This window comes from Rubrivivax sp. JA1026 (genome assembly GCF_011065555.1).
Taxonomy (GTDB): Bacteria; Pseudomonadota; Gammaproteobacteria; order Burkholderiales; family Burkholderiaceae_C; genus Rubrivivax; species Rubrivivax benzoatilyticus.
This window is the reverse complement of the sequence record NZ_JAALCQ010000002.1, coordinates 463,544-480,630: the sequence shown is the minus strand read 5'-3', so window position 1 is coordinate 480,630 and position 17,087 is coordinate 463,544. Positions and strand designations below refer to the sequence as shown.

The 17,087-nt window shown below is 73.5% G+C and carries 10 protein-coding genes; all 10 read left to right on the top strand.

Annotated elements, in window-relative coordinates; translation table 11 throughout:
- Positions 1 to 2: 2 nt before the first annotated feature.
- The 10 genes from G5B56_RS05865 (at position 3) to prsT (G5B56_RS05820) (ending at position 17,086) form a co-directional block, all read left to right on the top strand.
- The gene (locus G5B56_RS05865; RefSeq protein ID WP_164962606.1) at positions 3 to 776 is read left to right on the top strand and encodes an outer membrane lipoprotein-sorting protein; all 774 of its coding nucleotides are present in this window, start codon (positions 3 to 5) and stop codon (positions 774 to 776) included.
- Between the two features lie 2 nt (positions 777 to 778).
- On the top strand, positions 779 to 2,056 hold the full coding sequence (locus G5B56_RS05860; RefSeq protein ID WP_164962605.1) for a hypothetical protein: 1,278 nt from the start codon (positions 779 to 781) through the stop codon (positions 2,054 to 2,056).
- A gap of 20 nt (positions 2,057 to 2,076) precedes the next feature.
- Positions 2,077 to 3,306 (top strand): glycosyltransferase, encoded by a 1,230-nt coding sequence (locus G5B56_RS05855; protein ID WP_164962604.1) that lies wholly within the window; start codon positions 2,077 to 2,079, stop codon positions 3,304 to 3,306.
- A complete protein-coding gene (locus G5B56_RS05850; RefSeq protein WP_164962603.1) occupies positions 3,303 to 4,925 on the top strand; it encodes a GMC oxidoreductase in 1,623 nt (540 codons plus the stop codon). The genes G5B56_RS05855 and G5B56_RS05850 overlap by 4 nt, the downstream gene beginning before the upstream one ends.
- A 189-nt stretch (positions 4,926 to 5,114) precedes the next feature.
- Positions 5,115 to 6,131: a PEP-CTERM sorting domain-containing protein gene (locus tag G5B56_RS05845; protein ID WP_164962602.1), complete on the top strand. Its 1,017-nt coding sequence runs from the start codon at positions 5,115 to 5,117 to the stop codon at positions 6,129 to 6,131.
- A 460-nt stretch (positions 6,132 to 6,591) separates the two neighbouring features.
- Positions 6,592 to 7,974, top strand: a complete 1,383-nt coding sequence (locus tag G5B56_RS05840) for a TIGR03013 family XrtA/PEP-CTERM system glycosyltransferase (RefSeq protein ID WP_009857350.1) — start codon at positions 6,592 to 6,594, stop codon at positions 7,972 to 7,974.
- 70 nt (positions 7,975 to 8,044) lie between these two features.
- The gene (gene prsK / locus G5B56_RS05835) at positions 8,045 to 10,147 is read left to right on the top strand and encodes an XrtA/PEP-CTERM system histidine kinase PrsK (protein WP_164962601.1); all 2,103 of its coding nucleotides are present in this window, start codon (positions 8,045 to 8,047) and stop codon (positions 10,145 to 10,147) included.
- On the top strand, positions 10,144 to 11,517 hold the full coding sequence (prsR, locus tag G5B56_RS05830; protein ID WP_164962600.1) for a PEP-CTERM-box response regulator transcription factor: 1,374 nt from the start codon (positions 10,144 to 10,146) through the stop codon (positions 11,515 to 11,517). The genes prsK and prsR overlap by 4 nt, the downstream gene beginning before the upstream one ends.
- 26 nt (positions 11,518 to 11,543) lie before the next feature.
- The gene (gene prsT / locus G5B56_RS05825; protein WP_164962599.1) at positions 11,544 to 14,321 is read left to right on the top strand and encodes an XrtA/PEP-CTERM system TPR-repeat protein PrsT; all 2,778 of its coding nucleotides are present in this window, start codon (positions 11,544 to 11,546) and stop codon (positions 14,319 to 14,321) included.
- Positions 14,321 to 17,086 (top strand): XrtA/PEP-CTERM system TPR-repeat protein PrsT, encoded by a 2,766-nt coding sequence (gene prsT / locus G5B56_RS05820; protein WP_164962598.1) that lies wholly within the window; start codon positions 14,321 to 14,323, stop codon positions 17,084 to 17,086. Before prsT (G5B56_RS05825) ends, prsT (G5B56_RS05820) begins: the two co-directional genes overlap by 1 nt.
- Position 17,087 lies beyond the last annotated feature (1 nt).

Sequence of the window (17,087 nt, the reverse complement as noted above, 5' to 3'; positions counted from 1 at the left end):
CGATGAACCGCAGAACCTGGCTCGCCACCGCCGCCGCCCTCGCCGCCTGCCGCGGCGTGCAGGCGGCCCCCGACGCCCAACGCCTGCTGGCCGCCAGCGACGCGGTGCGCAACCCCGGGCGGCCGTTCGCCGTCAACGTCGCGCTGACCGAGTTCCAGGACGGCAAGCGCGTGGACTCGAGCACGATGGTCACCTTCTCGCGCACGCTGGCCCAGGACGGCCAGTTCGCGAGCCTGGTGCGCTTCACGGCGCCGGCGCGCGACGCCGGCAAGCTGATGCTGAAGAACGGCCAGGACCTCTGGTTCTACGACCCGTCGACCAAGGCCAGCGTGCGCCTGTCGCCGCAGCAGCGGCTGCTCGGCCAGGCGTCCAACGGCGACGTCGTCACCGTCAACCTGGCGCGCGACTACAAGGCCGTGCTGAAAGCCGAGGAGGACGTGCAGGACGGCGACCGCAAGCCGCGCCGCGCCCGGCTGCTGGAGCTGAGCGCGGCGGTGCCCGACGCGACCTACGCGCGCATCGAGTTCTGGGTCGACGCCGGCAACGACCAGCCGATCAAGGGCCGCTTCTTCGCCGACTCCGGCCGGCTGCTGAAGACCGTCTACTACCGCCGCTATGCCCGCGAACTGGGGGTCGATCGCCCGACCGAGCTGGTCATCATCGACGGGCTGAACGCCGCCTCGGTGACACTGATGCGGCTGACCCAGTACACCGAGAAGAACCTGCCCGAGAGCTGGTTCCAGCGCGAGTTCCTGCCCCGCTTCCAACCGGAGTGATCTTGTCCGCCGCCACCCTGCCCCGTCTGCTCGCCCCGCTGGCGCTCGCCGCCGGCGCCTGTCTCGCCGGCCCGGCATTCGCCGACGACCTCGACGCGCTGGCCCTCGAGGCCGAACCCGAAGCCCCGGCCGCCGCCGACGCCGGCAGCGCCAGCAAGCTCTTCGTCGAGGCCGCCGCCGGCCGCGCCGACCAGCGCTACGGCCTGGGCTCGCGCTCGATCGGCCGCGCCACGCTGGACTGGCGCGACGGCCGGCGCTGGAGCCCGGCGCTGCAGTCGGTGCTGTCGCTGCGCCTGGACGCCACGCGCCCGTCCGACGAGCGCGTGTCCAACCCGGTGCTGAGCCTGCGCGAGGCCTACGTCGGCTGGCAGGCCGACGGCGCCCGCAGCGCGCTGGAGTTCGGCCGCATCAACCTGCGCGAAGGCCCGGGCTACGGCTACAACCCGAGCGACTTCTTCCGCGACCAGGCGCTGCGCACGATCACCACCGTCAACCCGTTCACGCTGCGCGAGAACCGCCTGGGCAGCGTGATGCTGCGCGGCCAGCATCTGTGGCAGGACGTCGCGCTCGAGGCCGCCTTCTCGCCGAAGCTGGAGGACGAGGCCAGCGACCACCGCTTCAGCGCCGACTGGGGCGCCACCAACCACCGCGACCGCGGCCAGATCGTGCTCGGCACGCGCTTCAGCGAGAGCTGGAACGCACGCTGGCTGGTGCACCGCGCCGACGGCGAGTCGACGCGGCTGGGCGCGAGCACCACCGCGCTGCTGTCGCAGGCCCTCGTCGGCCATGCCGAGTGGTCGTGGAGCCGCGACCGCGAGCTGCTCGACCAGGCGCTGGGGCTGGACGGCGGGCGGCGCAGCCACCACCGCGCCGCGCTCGGCCTGACCTACACCACCGCCGGCAAGCTCTCGCTGACCGGCGAGTTCCAGTACAACGGCGCCGCGCTCGACCGCGACGGTTGGAAGGCGCTGGCCGCCAGCCCGGCCGCGGCCGCCGCCTACTACGGCGCGGCCACCGCGCTGCAGGACAACGCCGCGCGCCAGGCCTGGCTGGTCTACGCCGTGCAGCGCGACCTGTTCATCAAGAACCTCGAGCTGACCGGGCTGCTCAAGCTCAACCGCAGCGACCGCAGCCGCATGGCCTGGGCCGAGCTGCGCTACCGCATGCCGCGCTGGGATCTGGCGCTGCAGCTGCAGGACAACCACGGCGACGACTGGACCGAGTTCGGCATCACGACCGTCAAGCGCTCGGCGTCGCTGATCGGCACCGTCTACTTCTGAGCCCGCCACCGGGCCACGACGTGAGCACGCCCGCCCCGGCCCCTCGCCCGCGCGTGCTCTTCGTCGGCGAGGCGGCGACGCTGGCCCACCTGGCGCGGCCGGCGGCGCTGATGGCGGCGCTGGACCCGCAGCGCGTGGACGGCCGCCTCGCCTGCCCCGAACACGCCCGGCGCTTCCTGGGCGCCGACGCCGGGCGCTGGGAGCCGCTGGCGGGCATCGACCCAGCGCTGTTCGCCGCCCGGCTGCGGCGCGGCGAGCCGCTGATGCGCCAGGCCGAGCTCGAGGCCGCCGTCGACGCCGACCTGGCGCTGTTCGAGCGCCGCCGTCCCGACCTCGTCGTCGGCGACTTCCGGCTGTCGCTGTCGGTCAGCGCCCGGCTGGCGGGCGTGCGCTACGCCGCGATCTGCAACGCCTACTGGAGCCCGTACGCGGCCGACCGCCGGCTGCCGCTGCCGGTGCTGGGCTGGACACGCCGGGCGCCGCTGGCGCTGGCCCAGGCGGGCTTCGACCTGCTGCAGGGCCCGCTGCTGGCGCCGCATTGCCGGCCGCTGAACGCGGTGCGCGCCGCGCGCGGCCTGGCGCCGCTGCCGGCGGACCTGCGCCGCGTCTACACCGACGCCGACGACACGCTCTACGCCGACTCGCCGGCACTGTTCCCGCTGCACGGCGCGCCGGCGAACCACCGCCACCTCGGGCCGGTCCTGTGGTCGCCGCCGGTGCCGCCGCCGCCGTGGTGGGACGAGCCCGTTGGCGACGGCCCGCCGGTCTACGTCACGATGGGCAGCTCGGGCGACGCCGCGGCGATCGAGACCGTGCTCGACGCGCTCGACGCACTCGGCGCGCGCACGATGCTGGCGACCGCCGGCGCACCGGCGCCGCGGCCGCGCGCCGGCCTGCGCGTCGCCGACTACCTGCCGGGCGAGGCCGCCGCGGCACGCGCCGCGCTCGTGGTCTGCAACGGCGGCAGCCCGACCTCGCAGCAGGCGCTGGCCGCCGGCACGCCGGTGCTCGGGATCTGCAGCAACATGGACCAGATGCTCAACATGCGCGGCCTGGAGGCCGCCGGCGCCGGCATCGCGCTGCGCGCCGACCGGCTGTCGGCCGCCGCGGTGCGGCGCGCCGCGGCCGCGCTGCTGTCCGGCGGCCCGGGCCGCGAGACGCTGGCGCGCCTGGGCGCCGGCGAGGCACGCGAGCGCTTCGTGCGTTATGTCGACGAGGTGACGGGCGCAGCCCGCGAGGACCGGCCATGACGACCGACACCGCGCCCGAGGGGCTGGACCGGCTGTGGGACACGATCGTCGTCGGCACCGGCATCGGCGGCGCGACGATCGGCCACGCGCTGGCCCGCGCCGGCCAGCAGGTGCTGTTCTGCGAGCTCGGCGACCGCGGCGACGACGCGCTGCTGGGCGAGTACCCGGAGCTCGCCGCCGGCCGCGACGGCCGCGCGCTCGGGCCGGGCGACGCCGCGCTGGCGGCGCGCGGCGGGCGCTGCGCCGACCGCATCGTCGACCGCAGCGCCCGCCGCGAGCGCGAGTTCACGCCGTTCATCGGCCACGGGCCGGGCGGCTCGAGCGCGCTGTACGGCATGGCGATGGAGCGCTTCACGCCGGAGGACTTCGAGCCCGGCCGCTTCGCCGCCGGTGCCGTCGACGCCGCGGTCGTCGAACGCTGGCCGGTGTCGCACGCCGAGCTGCTGCCGTTCTACGAGCAGGCCGAGACGCTGTACGGGGTGCGCGGCGACGCCGACCCGCTGGCCGCGCACGCGCCGCGGCTGCCGGCGCCGGCGCCGCTGTCGGCGGCCGGCAGCGAGTTCGCCGACTTCCTGCGCGCGCGCGGCCTGCATCCGTACCGCCTGCCCAGCGCCTGCGAGTACCGGCCGGGCTGCGGGTCCTGCCAGAGCTTTCTCTGCCGCCACGGCTGCAAGCGTGACGCCGAGAGCGCCTGCCTCGTGCCGGCCGTGCGCGATCACGGCGCGACGCTGCTCGCCGGCTGCCGGGTGCTGGAGCTGCTGGCCGACGGGCGCCGCGCCGGCGGCCTGCGCTGCACCTGGCGCGGCCGCCCGCTGACGCTGCGCGGCCGGCGCGTGATCCTGGCCGCCGGGGCGCTGCAGTCGCCGCTGATCCTGCTGCGCTCGGCCGGCGGCGCCGGGCTGGGCAACGGGTCGGGGCTGCTCGGGCGCTGCCTGATGCGCCACCTGATCGACGTCTACCTGGTGCGCCCGCGGGCGGCGGACGAGCCCTTCGACAACCGGCGCAAGGAACTGGCCTGCAACGACTTCTACGTCGACGGCGGCGCCAAGCTCGGCACGCTGCAGTCCTTCGGCCGCCTGCCCCCGGCGCCGATGCTGCTGGGCTCGCTGGCCTCGGACCTGCGCGCCACGCCCTGGGCCGCCGCCGCCGGGCTGCTGGAACTGGCGCGGCCGCTGATGCTGCCGCTGCTGCGCGACCTCAGCGAAGGCTGGATGACGCTGGCGACGATCGCCGAGGATCTGCCGTACGCCGACAACCGCGTCGCCTGCCACCCGGACGGGCCGCAGCGCGTGCTGCTGGAGTACCGGCTGCGCCCCGAGGCCCACGAGCGCATGAGAACGCTGCGCGCGCACCTGCGGCGCACGCTGCAGGGCCGGCGCTGGCGCCGCCTGGACCAGGTGGCGAACAACCAGCGCATCGCCCACGTCTGCGGCACCTGCCGCTTCGGCGACGACCCGCGGCACAGCGTGCTCGACCGCGACAACCGGGTCCACGAGCTCGACAACGTCTACGTCGTCGACAGCTCCTTCTTCCCGTCCAGCGGCGGCACCAACCCGAGCCTGACGATCGCGGCCAACGCGCTGCGGGTGGCCGGGCGGCTGCTGGCGACGGGCGGCTGAGCCCGGCCTCCGGCCCCGGCAGGCCGTCTCCAGCCCTGTCGGAAAGCCTTACACAGGTCACCGGACAGAGGCCATGAAAAGCCACTTTTCCCTTTCATGACAGCCACTTGGCGAAAGTGGCACAGCCGTTGCTTTGTTGGCTCAGCGGGCACGTGCCCAGTACTGCAACGAATCCTGAGAGGAGTCCGAATGCGCAAGAGCATCCTGGGTGCACTGATCGGTAGTGCCTTCGCCCTCGCCGGCCCCGCCCACGCCGGCCTTGTTCTCGACCTGGACGGCGCCGGTGGCCTGGCCCCGGTCGAAGTCACGGCGCTGGACTGGTCGCAGACCAGCTTCCTGGCCCAGGGCGCGAACAACGCCATCGTCAACTTCGCCACCCAGAACGGCGGGTCGACGGAGTTCCAGGTCTACACGCACGCCAAGCTGACCGGCTACACGCTGGCCAACGGCGGCAGCTCGGGCACGCTGCCCCCGAACTTCGGCGAGATCACGCTGGTCGCCGGGTACACCGAGCGGGTCGTCGGCGTCGGCCCCGGCCTGACTTCCGCCACGTTTGCCACGACCGGCGCCGGCTGGCTGGAGATCTACTACAGCGCGCCGAGCGGCACCAACGCCACCGACCTGACCGGCAACGGCTTCAACGACGGCCGCCTGATCGGCAAGCTGTCGGGCATCACCGTCGACGCGTTCGGCAACTTCACGATCACCTCGGCGGCCGCCGTCCTGGACGGCTTCAACGGGAACGACTACACCGGCCAGCAGACCGTGAGGGGCTTCGGCTCGCAAGAGGCTATCACTGCGGGCACCGATAGCATCGCGCTCGACCCGACCTTCTTCCTGACGACGCTGACCGGGTTCACGATCAACTTCGCGAACATCTCGATCGGCCTGCCGTACACCTCGGTCAACCCGTCGGACTGCTTCAACACGACGCAGAACGGCGCGGCGGTCGGCAGCACCGGTCACGTGTCGACATGCGACAACGTGCACGTGGACGGCACCTACGCCGCCAACGGCGGCTCGGGCGGCTACACCCCGGTGGTGGGCAACATCAACGGTGGCACCCCGGGCGCCCCGGACTTCATCGCCCAGACCGACTTCAACTCGGCGGTCACCGGCGACGTTCCGGAACCGGGCACGCTGGCCCTGGTCGGCTTGGCTCTCGGCACCGCCGGCTTCGCGGCCTCGCGCCGTCGCCGCGGCTGAGACCTGCCGCCGGCACGCATCGGGGGGGCTTCGGCCCCCCGTTTCTTTTGGTGCGTCGCACCGACACGCCCGGATACACGAGGTGACGGCGACCACGATCGTGGGGGTGCCGTCGTCCCCGGACCCGCGGCCACGGGCCCGGGCCCGGCGAGCCAGACCGGACGCCTGCGCCGCGGCGCTGGGCGGCCCCAGCCACTGAAGCGGCAACTGGCGCCATGCCGAGGCGCCACAGCCTCGCGTTTTCATGACGCAAGTCGCATTCTTTGCGGCTTCAGCGCGCTAAGCGCCCCGATCCCGTGAGCCGGGGGTGCCGCTGCCCGGGGGCCTTCCCTACAGTGCCTGAAAGCAGGTCACGCCTGCTTGCAACAAGCATCAAACGGCCGGGGACGATCACCTCCAGGCTCTCCACCGCCTGCTGGTCCCAGCGGCCATCGCCACGGAAGCTCACCCGGTAGCGACCATGATCCGCATCTTCAACCACTACGTGCACCGCCAGACGCTGCTGCAGATCTCCTCGGACTGCGCCCTGCTGGTGCTGATGCTCGTCGCGGTGTTCTTCGTGCCCTTCGGCCACGCACCCGACCTGCTGACGGTCGCCGGCCCGCACGTGCTGTCGCTGGCCGCCGGCATGGTGGTCATCAGCGCAGCCACCGGCATCTACCAGCGCGGCCCCAACCTGACGCCGGTGCAGAGCTGCGCCCGCGCCGTGGCGATGCTCGTCATCGTGCTGCCGCTGGCCTATCTCGGCTTCGGCCTGCTGCCGGCCGCCGCGCCTGAGCGCCACGTCGTCCAGATCGCGGCGATGGCCGGCGTGGCCGCCGTCGTCGCGCGGCGCGTCTACGTGACCCACTGGGGCGCACGCGACCGCGACCGGGTGCGGGTGATGGTCTTCGGCGCCGGCCCGGCCGCGCAGATCGTCGGCCAGACGCTGCTCGCCTCGGACCCGTGTGTCGAGATCGTCGGCTTCCTGCCCGGCCCGAACGAGCGCGAGACGGCGGTGCCCGAGGGCCAGATCCTGCATTCGGACCTCGCGCTGCCGGCGCTGGCCGAACAGCTGGGCGTCGACGAGATCGTCGTCGCGCTGACCGAACGCCGCTCCGGCAGCATGCCGCTGCGCCAGCTGCTCGACTGCAAGCTCATCGGCGTCAAGGTCTACGACCTGTCCACGCACTTCGAGAAGCGGCTCGGCCAGATCCGCGTCGACTTCGTCAACGCCGGCTGGCTGATCTTCGGCGAGGGCTTCAACCAGGGCGCCGTGCGCACCGCGATCAAGCGTGTCTTCGACATCCTGTTCAGCACGCTGCTGATCGTGCTGTCGGCGCCGGTGATGCTGCTCACCGCGCTGGCGATCAAGATCGACAGCCGCGGCCCGGTGTTCTACAGCCAGGAGCGCGTCGGCCTGGGCGGCGCGAGCTTCATGGTGACCAAGTTCCGCAGCATGCGCACCGACGCCGAGAAGGACGGCAAGCCGCGCTGGGCCACGGCGCAGGACGACCGCGTCACGCGTGTCGGCCACGTCATCCGGCTGCTGCGCATCGACGAGCTGCCGCAGCTGTTCAACGTGCTCAAGGGCGAGATGAGCCTGGTCGGCCCGCGCCCCGAACGCCCGTTCTTCGTCGAGCAGCTGACGCGCGAGATCCCGTTCTTCGCGGTGCGCCACAGCGTCAAGCCGGGGGTCACCGGCTGGGCCCAGGTGCGCTACCAGTACGGCTCCACGGTCGAGGACTCGCAGCAGAAGCTGCAGTACGACCTCTACTACGTGAAGAACCACTCGCTGTTCCTCGACCTCGTCGTGCTGTTCGAGACGGTCGGCGTGGTGCTGACGGGCAAGGGGGCGCGCTGAGCCGCCGGCCGGCCACCTAGAATCTTCCGCTCCCTTCCACGGAGCGGACGCGCCGGCCAACGCCTGAACCATGGAACGCCCCGAGGCCGATCTCGCCCTGCTCGGTTTCGCCCTCGCGGCGCTGGCGCATGCCGGCTTCGTCGCGATGCTGCTGCGTGCGCCCGAATGGCGCCGCGACCGCGACGCCAACGCCACGCTGTTCCTGGCTGCGCTCGGCGCCACCGTCGCCTGGGCGCTGGCCTCGCTGTGGCAGGCCGGCGCGCCCAGCCTGACGGCGGCCTACACGGCCGCGCTGCTGGACCTGCTGCGCCTGGGTCTGTGGCTGCGTTTCATGCTCGCGCTGCTGGCCCCCGGCCGCGGCGACGAGGCCGACCCCGTGCTGCGCCCGCTGCGCACGGCGGCCGCCGTCGCGGTGGTGGTGACGCTGTGCGGCCTGGTCGGCGTCGGCCTGGCGCGCGAGCCCGCCGCGCTCGCCCGGCTGATGTTCGGCGGCTGGCTGCTGATCGCCGTCGTCGGCCTGGTGCTGGTGGAACAGCTGTTCCGCAACCTGCCCGACGACTCGCGCTGGAACGCCAAGCCGGTGTGCCTGGGGCTGGCGCTGCTGTTCGCGTTCGACCTCTACGTCTACGCCGAGGGCCTGCTGTTCGGCCGCCCGGACGCCGACGCGCTGGGCGTGCGCGGGCTGGTCGTGGCGCTGTCGATGCCCGGGCTGCTGGTGGCCGCGCACCGCCGCCGCGACTGGATCCGCCGGCTGCAGGTCTCGCGTTCGGCGGCCTTCTACTCGGCGACGCTGATCCTGGTGGGCGGCTACCTGCTCGTCATGGCCGGCGTCGGCTACTGGGTGCGCGACTTCGGCGGCGACTGGGGGCGCGGGCTGCAGATCGTGCTCGGCGCGGCCGGCGTGCTGATGCTGGCGATGATGGTGCTGTCGGGCACGGCCCGCGCGCGGCTGCGCGTCTTCGTCGGCAAGCACTTCTTCAGCTACCGCTACGACTACCGCGAGGAGTGGCTGCGCTTCACCGCGATGCTGTCGTCGCGCGGCTCGCCGCAGGAGATCGGCGGCCTGGTCGTGCGCGGCCTGGCGAACATGGTCGAGTCGCCCTCGGGCAGCCTGTGGCTGCGCGGCGGCGCCGACGGCGCCTACCGCCAGGCGGCACGCTGGAACACCGCCGAGGTCGACGCCGCCGAGGCCGCCGACGCGCCGCTGGTCGCCTTTCTCGGCGAACCCGGCTGGGTGATCGATCTCGACGAGTTCCGCGACGCGCCACGCCGCTACGGCAGCCTGGCGCTGCCGGCCTGGCTGCGCGACGGCGGCGACACCTGGCTGGTGGTGCCGCTGCCGGTGGCCGGCGAGCTGCTGGGCTTCGTCACGCTGGGCCGGCCGCGCACGCGGCTGGAGCTGAACTGGGAGGTGCGCGACCTGCTGAAGACCGCCGCGCGCCAGGCCGCCGGCATCCTGGCGCAGATGCAGGCCACCGAGGCGCTGCTGGAGGCGCGCAAGTTCGAGGCCTTCAACCGCATGTCGGCCTTCGTCGTGCACGACCTGAAGAACATCGTCACCCAGCTGTCGCTGATGATGAAGAATGCCCAGCGACTGCACGCCAACCCGGAGTTCCAGCAGGACATGCTGATGACGGTGGAAAGCTCGCTCGAGAAGATGCGCCGCCTGATGCTGCAGCTGCGCGAAGGCGCGACGCCGCCGGGCGGCGCGCGCGGTGTCGAGCTGGCGGCCGTCGTCGAGCGCATCGCCTCGGGCGCGCGCAGCGCCGGCCGCCGCGTCGAGACCGACTGCACGCCGGGCCTGGCCACGCGCGGCCACGAGGACCGCCTCGAGCGTGTGCTCGGCCACCTGGTGCAGAACGCGCTGGACGCGACACCGCCCGAAGGCCGCGTCTGGGTGCGCTGCGCGCGCCACGGCGGCCAGGTCAAGGTCGAGGTCGGCGACACCGGCATCGGCATGAGCGAGGACTTCGTGCGCAACAAGCTCTTCCGCCCGTTCAGCAGCACCAAGACCAGCGGCATGGGCATCGGCTCCTACGAGAGCTTCCAGTACCTGCGCGAGCTCGGCGGCAGCGTCGACGTCGCCAGCCGCGTCGGCGAAGGCACCGTGATCACGCTGCTGATGCCGCTGTTCGAGACCCACGCCTCCTCAGACCTCCGGATGTCCGCATGAGCCTGAACCCCGACACCGCCGGTCGCGTGCTGATCGTCGAGGACGATCTCGCGCTGCAGAAGCAGATCAAGTGGTCGCTCGACCGCTACGACTGCGCCACCGCCGCCGACCGCGAAGCCGCGATCCTGCAATACCGCCGCGTGCAGCCCACCGTCGTCACGATGGACCTCGGCCTGCCGCCCGACCCCGACTCGGTCTCCGAGGGCTTCAGGCTGCTCGAGCAGCTGCTGGACCTGGACCCGCACGTCAAGGTCATCGTGCTGACCGGGCAGAACGACCAGGCCAACGCGCTGCGCGCCGTGGCCCTGGGCGCCTACGACTTCCTCGCCAAGCCCTTCGACCCCGAGGTGCTGGGGCTGACGATCGAACGCGCGATGCGCCTGGCCGAGCTGCAGGCCGAGAACCGCCGGCTGCAGGCGCTGCAGCAGCCCGACGCGCTGTCCGGGCTGATGACACGCGACCCGGAGATGCTGCGCATCTCGCGCATGGTCGAGCGTGTGGCCTCCAGCGACGCGACGGTGCTGCTGCTCGGCGAGAGCGGCACCGGCAAGGAGGTGCTGGCGCAGGGCCTGCACCAGGCCTCGCGCCGCAGCGGGCGCTTCGTCGCCATCAACTGCGCCGCGATCCCCGAGAACCTGCTCGAGAGCGAGCTCTTCGGCTACGAGAAGGGTGCGTTCACCGGCGCCGCGAAGACGACGCCGGGCAAGATCGAGACGGCGAACGGCGGCACGCTGATGCTCGACGAGATCGGCGACCTGCCGGCATCGCTGCAGGCCAAGCTGCTGCGTTTCCTGCAGGAGCGCAAGATCGAGCGCCTGGGTGCGCGTCAGGAGATCCCGGTCGACGTGCGCGTCGTCGGCGCGACACACCAGGACCTGCAGGCGCTGATCGCCGAAGGCCGCTTCCGCGAGGACCTGTACTACCGCCTCGCCGAGATCGAGGTGAAGATCCCGCCGCTGCGCTCGCGCCAGGGCGACGCGGTGCTGCTGGCGCACGCCTTCCTGCGCCGCTTCGCGCAGGAGCAGCGTCGCGGCTCGCTGGTCTTCAGCGAGGACGCGCTGCAGGCCATCGAGGCCCACGCCTGGCCGGGCAACGTGCGCGAGCTGATCAACGTCGTCAAGCGGGCCTCGATCATGGCCGACGGCACGCGCGTCACCGCCCAGGACATGGGCCTGAAGGTCCCCGAGCGCGAGGGCGCCGCGGCGGCCGGCACCGAGTTCGACCTGCGCGCCGCGCGCGAGGCTGCCGAGCGCCAGACGGTGATCGCCGCGCTGGCGCGCACCAACAACAACATCGTCAAGGCCTCCGAGCTGCTGGGCATCAGCCGGCCGACGCTCTACGACCTGATGCACCGCCTGGCGATCAAATGAGCGCCCGGCCGACGAAGGGAGACCACGTGAGTTCGACACTTCAGCGCCTGGGCATCGCCGCGGCGATCTCCGTCGCCCTCGCCGGCCTCGTCGGCTGCGGCGCCAAGTCCGACACGGAGCTGATCGCGTCGGCCAAGGGGCACCTGCAGAACAACGACCGCCCGGCGGCGATCATCGAGCTGAAGTCCGCGCTGCAGGGCAACCCGCAGTCGGCCGAGGCCCGCTTCCTGCTCGGGCGCACGCTGTTCGAGAGCGGCGACATGGCCGCCGCGCAGATCGAGCTCGGCAAGGCGCACGACCTGCGCTGGGACGACAACGCGGTGCTGCCGCTGCTGGCCAAGGCGATGGTCGCACGCGGCGAGGCCAAGCAGGTCGCCGACCTGTACGGCCGCTTCGAGCTCGGCGACCGTGTCGCCGGCGCCGAACTGCGGGCCCAGGTGGCGCTGGCCCACGCCGCGCTCGGCGACTCCGACCGCAGCCAGGCGGCCGTCGACCAGGCGCTCCGGCTGGACCCGAAGAACATCACCGCCCGGCTGCAGGAGGCGCGCCTGCTGACGCGCACCGAGTCGCCGCGGCAGACGCTGGAGCGCGTCGACGGCATCCTGGCGGACGCGCCGGGCAACGCCAACGCCTGGCTGCTCAAGGGCAACGTGCTGCGCTGGAGCCTCGGCGACAACGACGGCGCGATGGCCGCCTTCCGTTCGGCGCTGGAGGCCGAGCCGCGCCACCTGCCGGCCTACGCCGCGCTGGTGCCGCTGCTGCTGGAGCGCAGCGACGTCGAGGGCCTGCGCGCGATGGTCGCGGCGATGAAGAAGGTGCTGCCGCAGCATCCCGACACGCGCTACTACGACGCCCAGGTCGCGCTGCTCGACGGCGACGTCAAGCGCGCGCGCGACGGCGTGCAGCAGTTGCTGAAGCTGGCGCCGACCAGCGTGCGCCTGCTGCAGCTGGCCGGCGCGATCGAGTTCCGCGAAGGCCGGCTGCTGCTCGCGGAGTCCTTCCTCAACCGCGCGATCCAGCAGGAGCCGCGGCTGGGCACGGCGCGCCGGCTGCTGGCCCAGACCCATCTGCGCGCCGGCCAGCCGGCCAAGGCGCTGCAGGCGATCAAGCCGGTGCTGGAAGGGCCGCGGCCGGACGCCCCGTCGCTGGCGGCAGCGGCCGAGGCCTACCTGCAGAGCGGCGACATGGCGACCGCGGAGCGCTACTTCAAGCGCGCGGCGGCGATCGACCCGCGCGACCCGAAGGTCTCGACCGCGCTGGCGCTGACGCAGATCGCCAAGGGCCAGACCGACGACGGCTTCGCGCAGCTCGAGCACATCGCCACGCAGGACCCCGGCAACTACGCCGACCTGGCGCTGATCAGCGCCCGGCTGCGCGTCGGCCAGGTCGACGCCGCGCTGGCGGCGACCGGCCGGCTCGAGAAGAAGATGCAGGGCCAGCCGCTGCCGCACCTGCTGCGCGGCCGCATCCTGGGCCAGCGCGGCGACGCGCCCGGCGCCCGCGCGGCCTACACCCGGGCGGCCGAGCTGGACCCGGCCTACTTCCCGGCCGTGGCCGGGCTGGCGGCCATCGACTTCGCCGAGAACAAGCCGCAGGAGGCGATCAAGCGCTTCGAGGCGCTGCGGGAGCAGGACCCGCGCGACTACCGCGCACTGCTGGCGATCGCCGACCTGAAGCAGCGCACCGGCGCCGGTGCCGCCGAGGTCGGCGGCCTGCTCGCCTCCGCCGTCAAGGCCAACCCCGGCGAGGCCGCGCCGCGGCTGGTGCTGGTCGAGCACTTCCTCGGCCTGGGCGATCACAAGGCGGCGCTGACCGCTGCCAACGAGGCCGTCGCCGCGGTGCCCGACGACGTGCGCCTGCTCGACGCGCTGGGCGTGGCGCAGCTCGCGGTGGGCGACACGCAACAAGCCCTGGCCACCTTCGGCAAGGTCGCCGCGGCCCAGCCCGAGCTGCCGGGGCCGCAGATGCGCATGGCCGACACCTACGTGGCGATGAAGAACCCGGACGCCGCGATGCAGGCGCTGCGCCGGGCCCTGAAGGCCGCACCCGAGCACCTGCCGGCGCAGCAGCGCCTGGTGCAGGTCGCGCTGGCGAGCCAGCACTACGACGAGGCGCTGCAGGTCGCACGCGAGGTCGGCCGGCAGCGCCCGCGCGAGGCCGCCGGCCCGCTGCTCGAATCCGAGGTGCTGTCGGCGCAGAAGCAATGGCCGGCGGCGCTGGCGGCGACGCGCGTCGCGCTCCAGCGCCAGCCCGCCACCGCGGTGGCGGTGCGGCAGCACGCGCTGCTGAGCCTGGCCGGGCGCCAGGCCGAGGCCGAACGTTTTGCCGCCGCCTGGGAGACCGAGCATCCGAAAGACGCCGACTTCCAGAACCACCTGGGCGGCGCGGCGCTCGACCAGGGGCAGTTCGCCCAGGCCGAGGCGCGCTTTCGCAAGGTCGTCGCGCTGCGGCCCAACGACGCCGTGGCGCACAACAACGTCGCCTGGCTGATGGTCCGCCAGGGCAAGCCCGGCGCGGTGGCCGTCGCCGAACGGGCGCTGCAACTGGCTCCGGGCAACGCCTCGGTGCTGGACACGCTGGCCGGCGCGCTGGCCGCCGACAAGCAGCTGCCGCGCGCCGTGCAGACGCAGCGCGAAGCCGTCGCCAAGGCCCCCGAGGTGCCGAACTACCGCCTCGGCCTGGCCCGCCTGCTGATGGCCAACGGCGACAAGGCTGCGGCCCGGGCCGAACTCGAATCCCTCGCCAAGCTCGGCCCGTCCTTCCGCGGCCAAGACGAAGTGACCCGCCTCCTCAAGACCCTGTGATGAAACACTCCCTGACTGCCGTCGCGATCACCGTCGCGGCGCTGCTCGCCGCCTGCGGCGGCCCGTCCGAAGAAGAGCTGCTCGCCACCGCGAAGCAGTCGCTGGCGCAGAACGACAGCAAGTCGGCGACCATCTCGCTGAAGTCGGCGCTGCAGAAGAACCCCGAGCTCGCCGAGGCCCGGCTGCTGCTGGGCACGACGCTGCTGGCCATGGGCGACGCCGCCGGCGCCGTCGTCGAGCTGCGCAAGGCCGAGATGCTCAAGCTGCCCGAGGCGCGGGTCGTGCCGGCGCTGGCACGCGCCACGCTGGCCACCGGCGAAGAGCGCCGCGTCGTGCAGACCTGGGGCGCGACGCGCCTGGGCCAGCCCGAGGCCGACGCCGACCTGTCGACGACGCTGGCGATGGCCTATCTGCGGCTCGACCAGACGGCCAAGGCCGAGCAGGCGGTCGAGGCCGCGCTGCAGGCCCAGCCCGGCTACGCGCCGGCCAAGCTGCTGAAGGCGCGGCAGCTGGCCGCCCGGGCCGACCTCGACGGCGCGCTGCGCCTGACCGACGAGCTGACCGGCGCCGACGCCCGCAACGCCGAGGCCTGGCTGCTGAAGGGCCAGCTCGAGCAGTACGGGCGCCAGGACCGCGACGCCGCGCTGGCGGCCTACCGCAAGGCCGCCGAGGCCGACCCGCGGCAGATGACGGCGCACCAGTCGCTCGTCTCGCTGCTCGTCGCCGCCGGCGACGTGGCCGGCGCCGAGGCCCATGTCCAGCAGCTCGCCAAGAACCTGCCCGACCTGGCCGGCACGCGCCTGCTGCAGGCCCAGACCGCCTACCTGCGCAGCGACTTCGAAGGCGTGCGGCGGCTGACGCAGCCGCTGGTGCAGGCCGCACCGAACAACCCCCTCGTGCTGCAGCTGGCCGGCGCCGCCGAATACCAGCTGCGCGCCCTGCCCCAGGCCGAGACCCTGCTGGCCCAGGCCGTGAAGCTGCAGCCCGGCATGCCGCTGGCCACCCGCCTGCTCGCCGAGACCTATTTGCGCACCGGCCAGGCCGACAAGACGCTGGCGCTGCTGCAGCCCGAACTCGACAGCGGCAAGGCACGCGCCGAGACGCTGCTGCTGGCCGGCCAGGCGTACCTGCAGATCGGCGAGGCGCGCCAGGCCGAGGCGGTGTTCGCACAGGCGGCCAAGGTCGCGCCACAGAACCCGCGCGCGCGCACCGCGGTCGCGCTCGGCAAGATCGGGCGCGGCGACACCAGCGCCGGCCTGGGTGAGCTGGAGACGCTGGCGGCACAGGAGTCGGGGGTCGGCGCCGACATGGCGCTGATCGCCTCGTACCTGCGCCAAGGCGACCGCGCCAAGGCGCTGAAGGCCATCGACGGCCTGGACGCCAAGCGGCCCCAGGACCCGACGCCCGAGCTGATGCGCGGCCGCGTGCTGCTGCTCGGCAACGACCGCGCCGGCGCGCGTGCCGCGTTCGGGCGCGCGCTCGAACGCGACGCCTCCTACTTCCCGGCCGTCGCCAGCCTGGCCGCGCTCGACCTGGCCGAGGGCAAGGCCGACGCGGCGCGCAAGCGTTTCGACGACGAGCTGGCGCGCGACCCGAAGAACTGGCGCGCGATGCTGGCGCTGGCCGAGTGGCACGAGCGCACCGGCGGCGGCGCCGACGCCGCCAGCGCCCAATACGCGGCCGCGGTGAAGGCCGCGCCCAACGAGGCGCTGCCGCGGCTGCGGCTGATCGACGACCGCCTCGCCCGGCGCGACACCCGCGGGGCGCTGTCGGCGGCCCGCGAGGCCGTGGCGGCGCTGCCGGCCAGCCGCGAGCTGCTCGCCGCGCTGGCCCGCAGCGAGCTGGCCAACCGCGACTACCAGCAGGCGCTGACGAGCTTCCAGAAGCTCGCCCAGCTGCAGCCGCGCTCGCCGGCCGGGCTGCTCGGCCAGGCCGACGCCTACCTGGGCCTGAAGGACGAGGCCGGCGCCGAACGCAGCCTCAAGGCCGCGCTGGAACTCGCGCCGCGCCTGCTGCCCGCCCAGCGCGCGCTGCTCGGCCTGTACGCCGGCAGCGGGCGTTATGCCGAGGCCGTGGCGCTGGCGCGCGAGATCCAGAAGCAGCGCCCCGGCGAAGCCATCGGCTATCTCGCCGAGGCCGACGTCGAGACCGCGCGGCGCAAGCCCGAGGCGGCGCTCGCGCTGATCCGCAGCGCCGTGCAGAAGGCGCCGGGCGCCGAGTCGGCGATCCGGCTGCACGCGACGCTGCGCGCCGCCGGGCACGGCGACGAGGCCGAGCGCTTCGCCGCCAGCTGGCAGAAGCAGCACCCGGACGACATCGCGTTCCGCTTCCACCTCGGCGACCTGGCGCTGGCCACGAAGGACTGGGCCGCCGCCGAGGCGCGTTACCGCGACGTCCTGCAGCGCCAGCCGTCCAACCCGATGGCGCTGAACAACGTCGCCTGGCTGATGCTGCAGCAGCACAAGCCCGGCGCGCTGGCGCTGGCCGAGAAGGCGAACACGCTGGCCCCGGGCCAGCCGGCGCTGCGCGACACGCTGGCGCTGGCCGCGGCCGCCGAAGGCCAGCTGCCGCGCGCGCTGCAGCTGCAGAAGGAGACCGTGCAGCGGTCGCCCGACTCGCCGTCGCTGCGGCTGACGCTGGCCAAGCTGATGCTGCAGTCGGGCGACAAGACCGGCGCGCGCGCCGAGCTCGACAAGCTGGCCAAGCTCGGCCCGGGCTTCGACGGCCAGGCCGAGGTCGCCGAGCTGCTGAAGAAGGCGAGCTGAA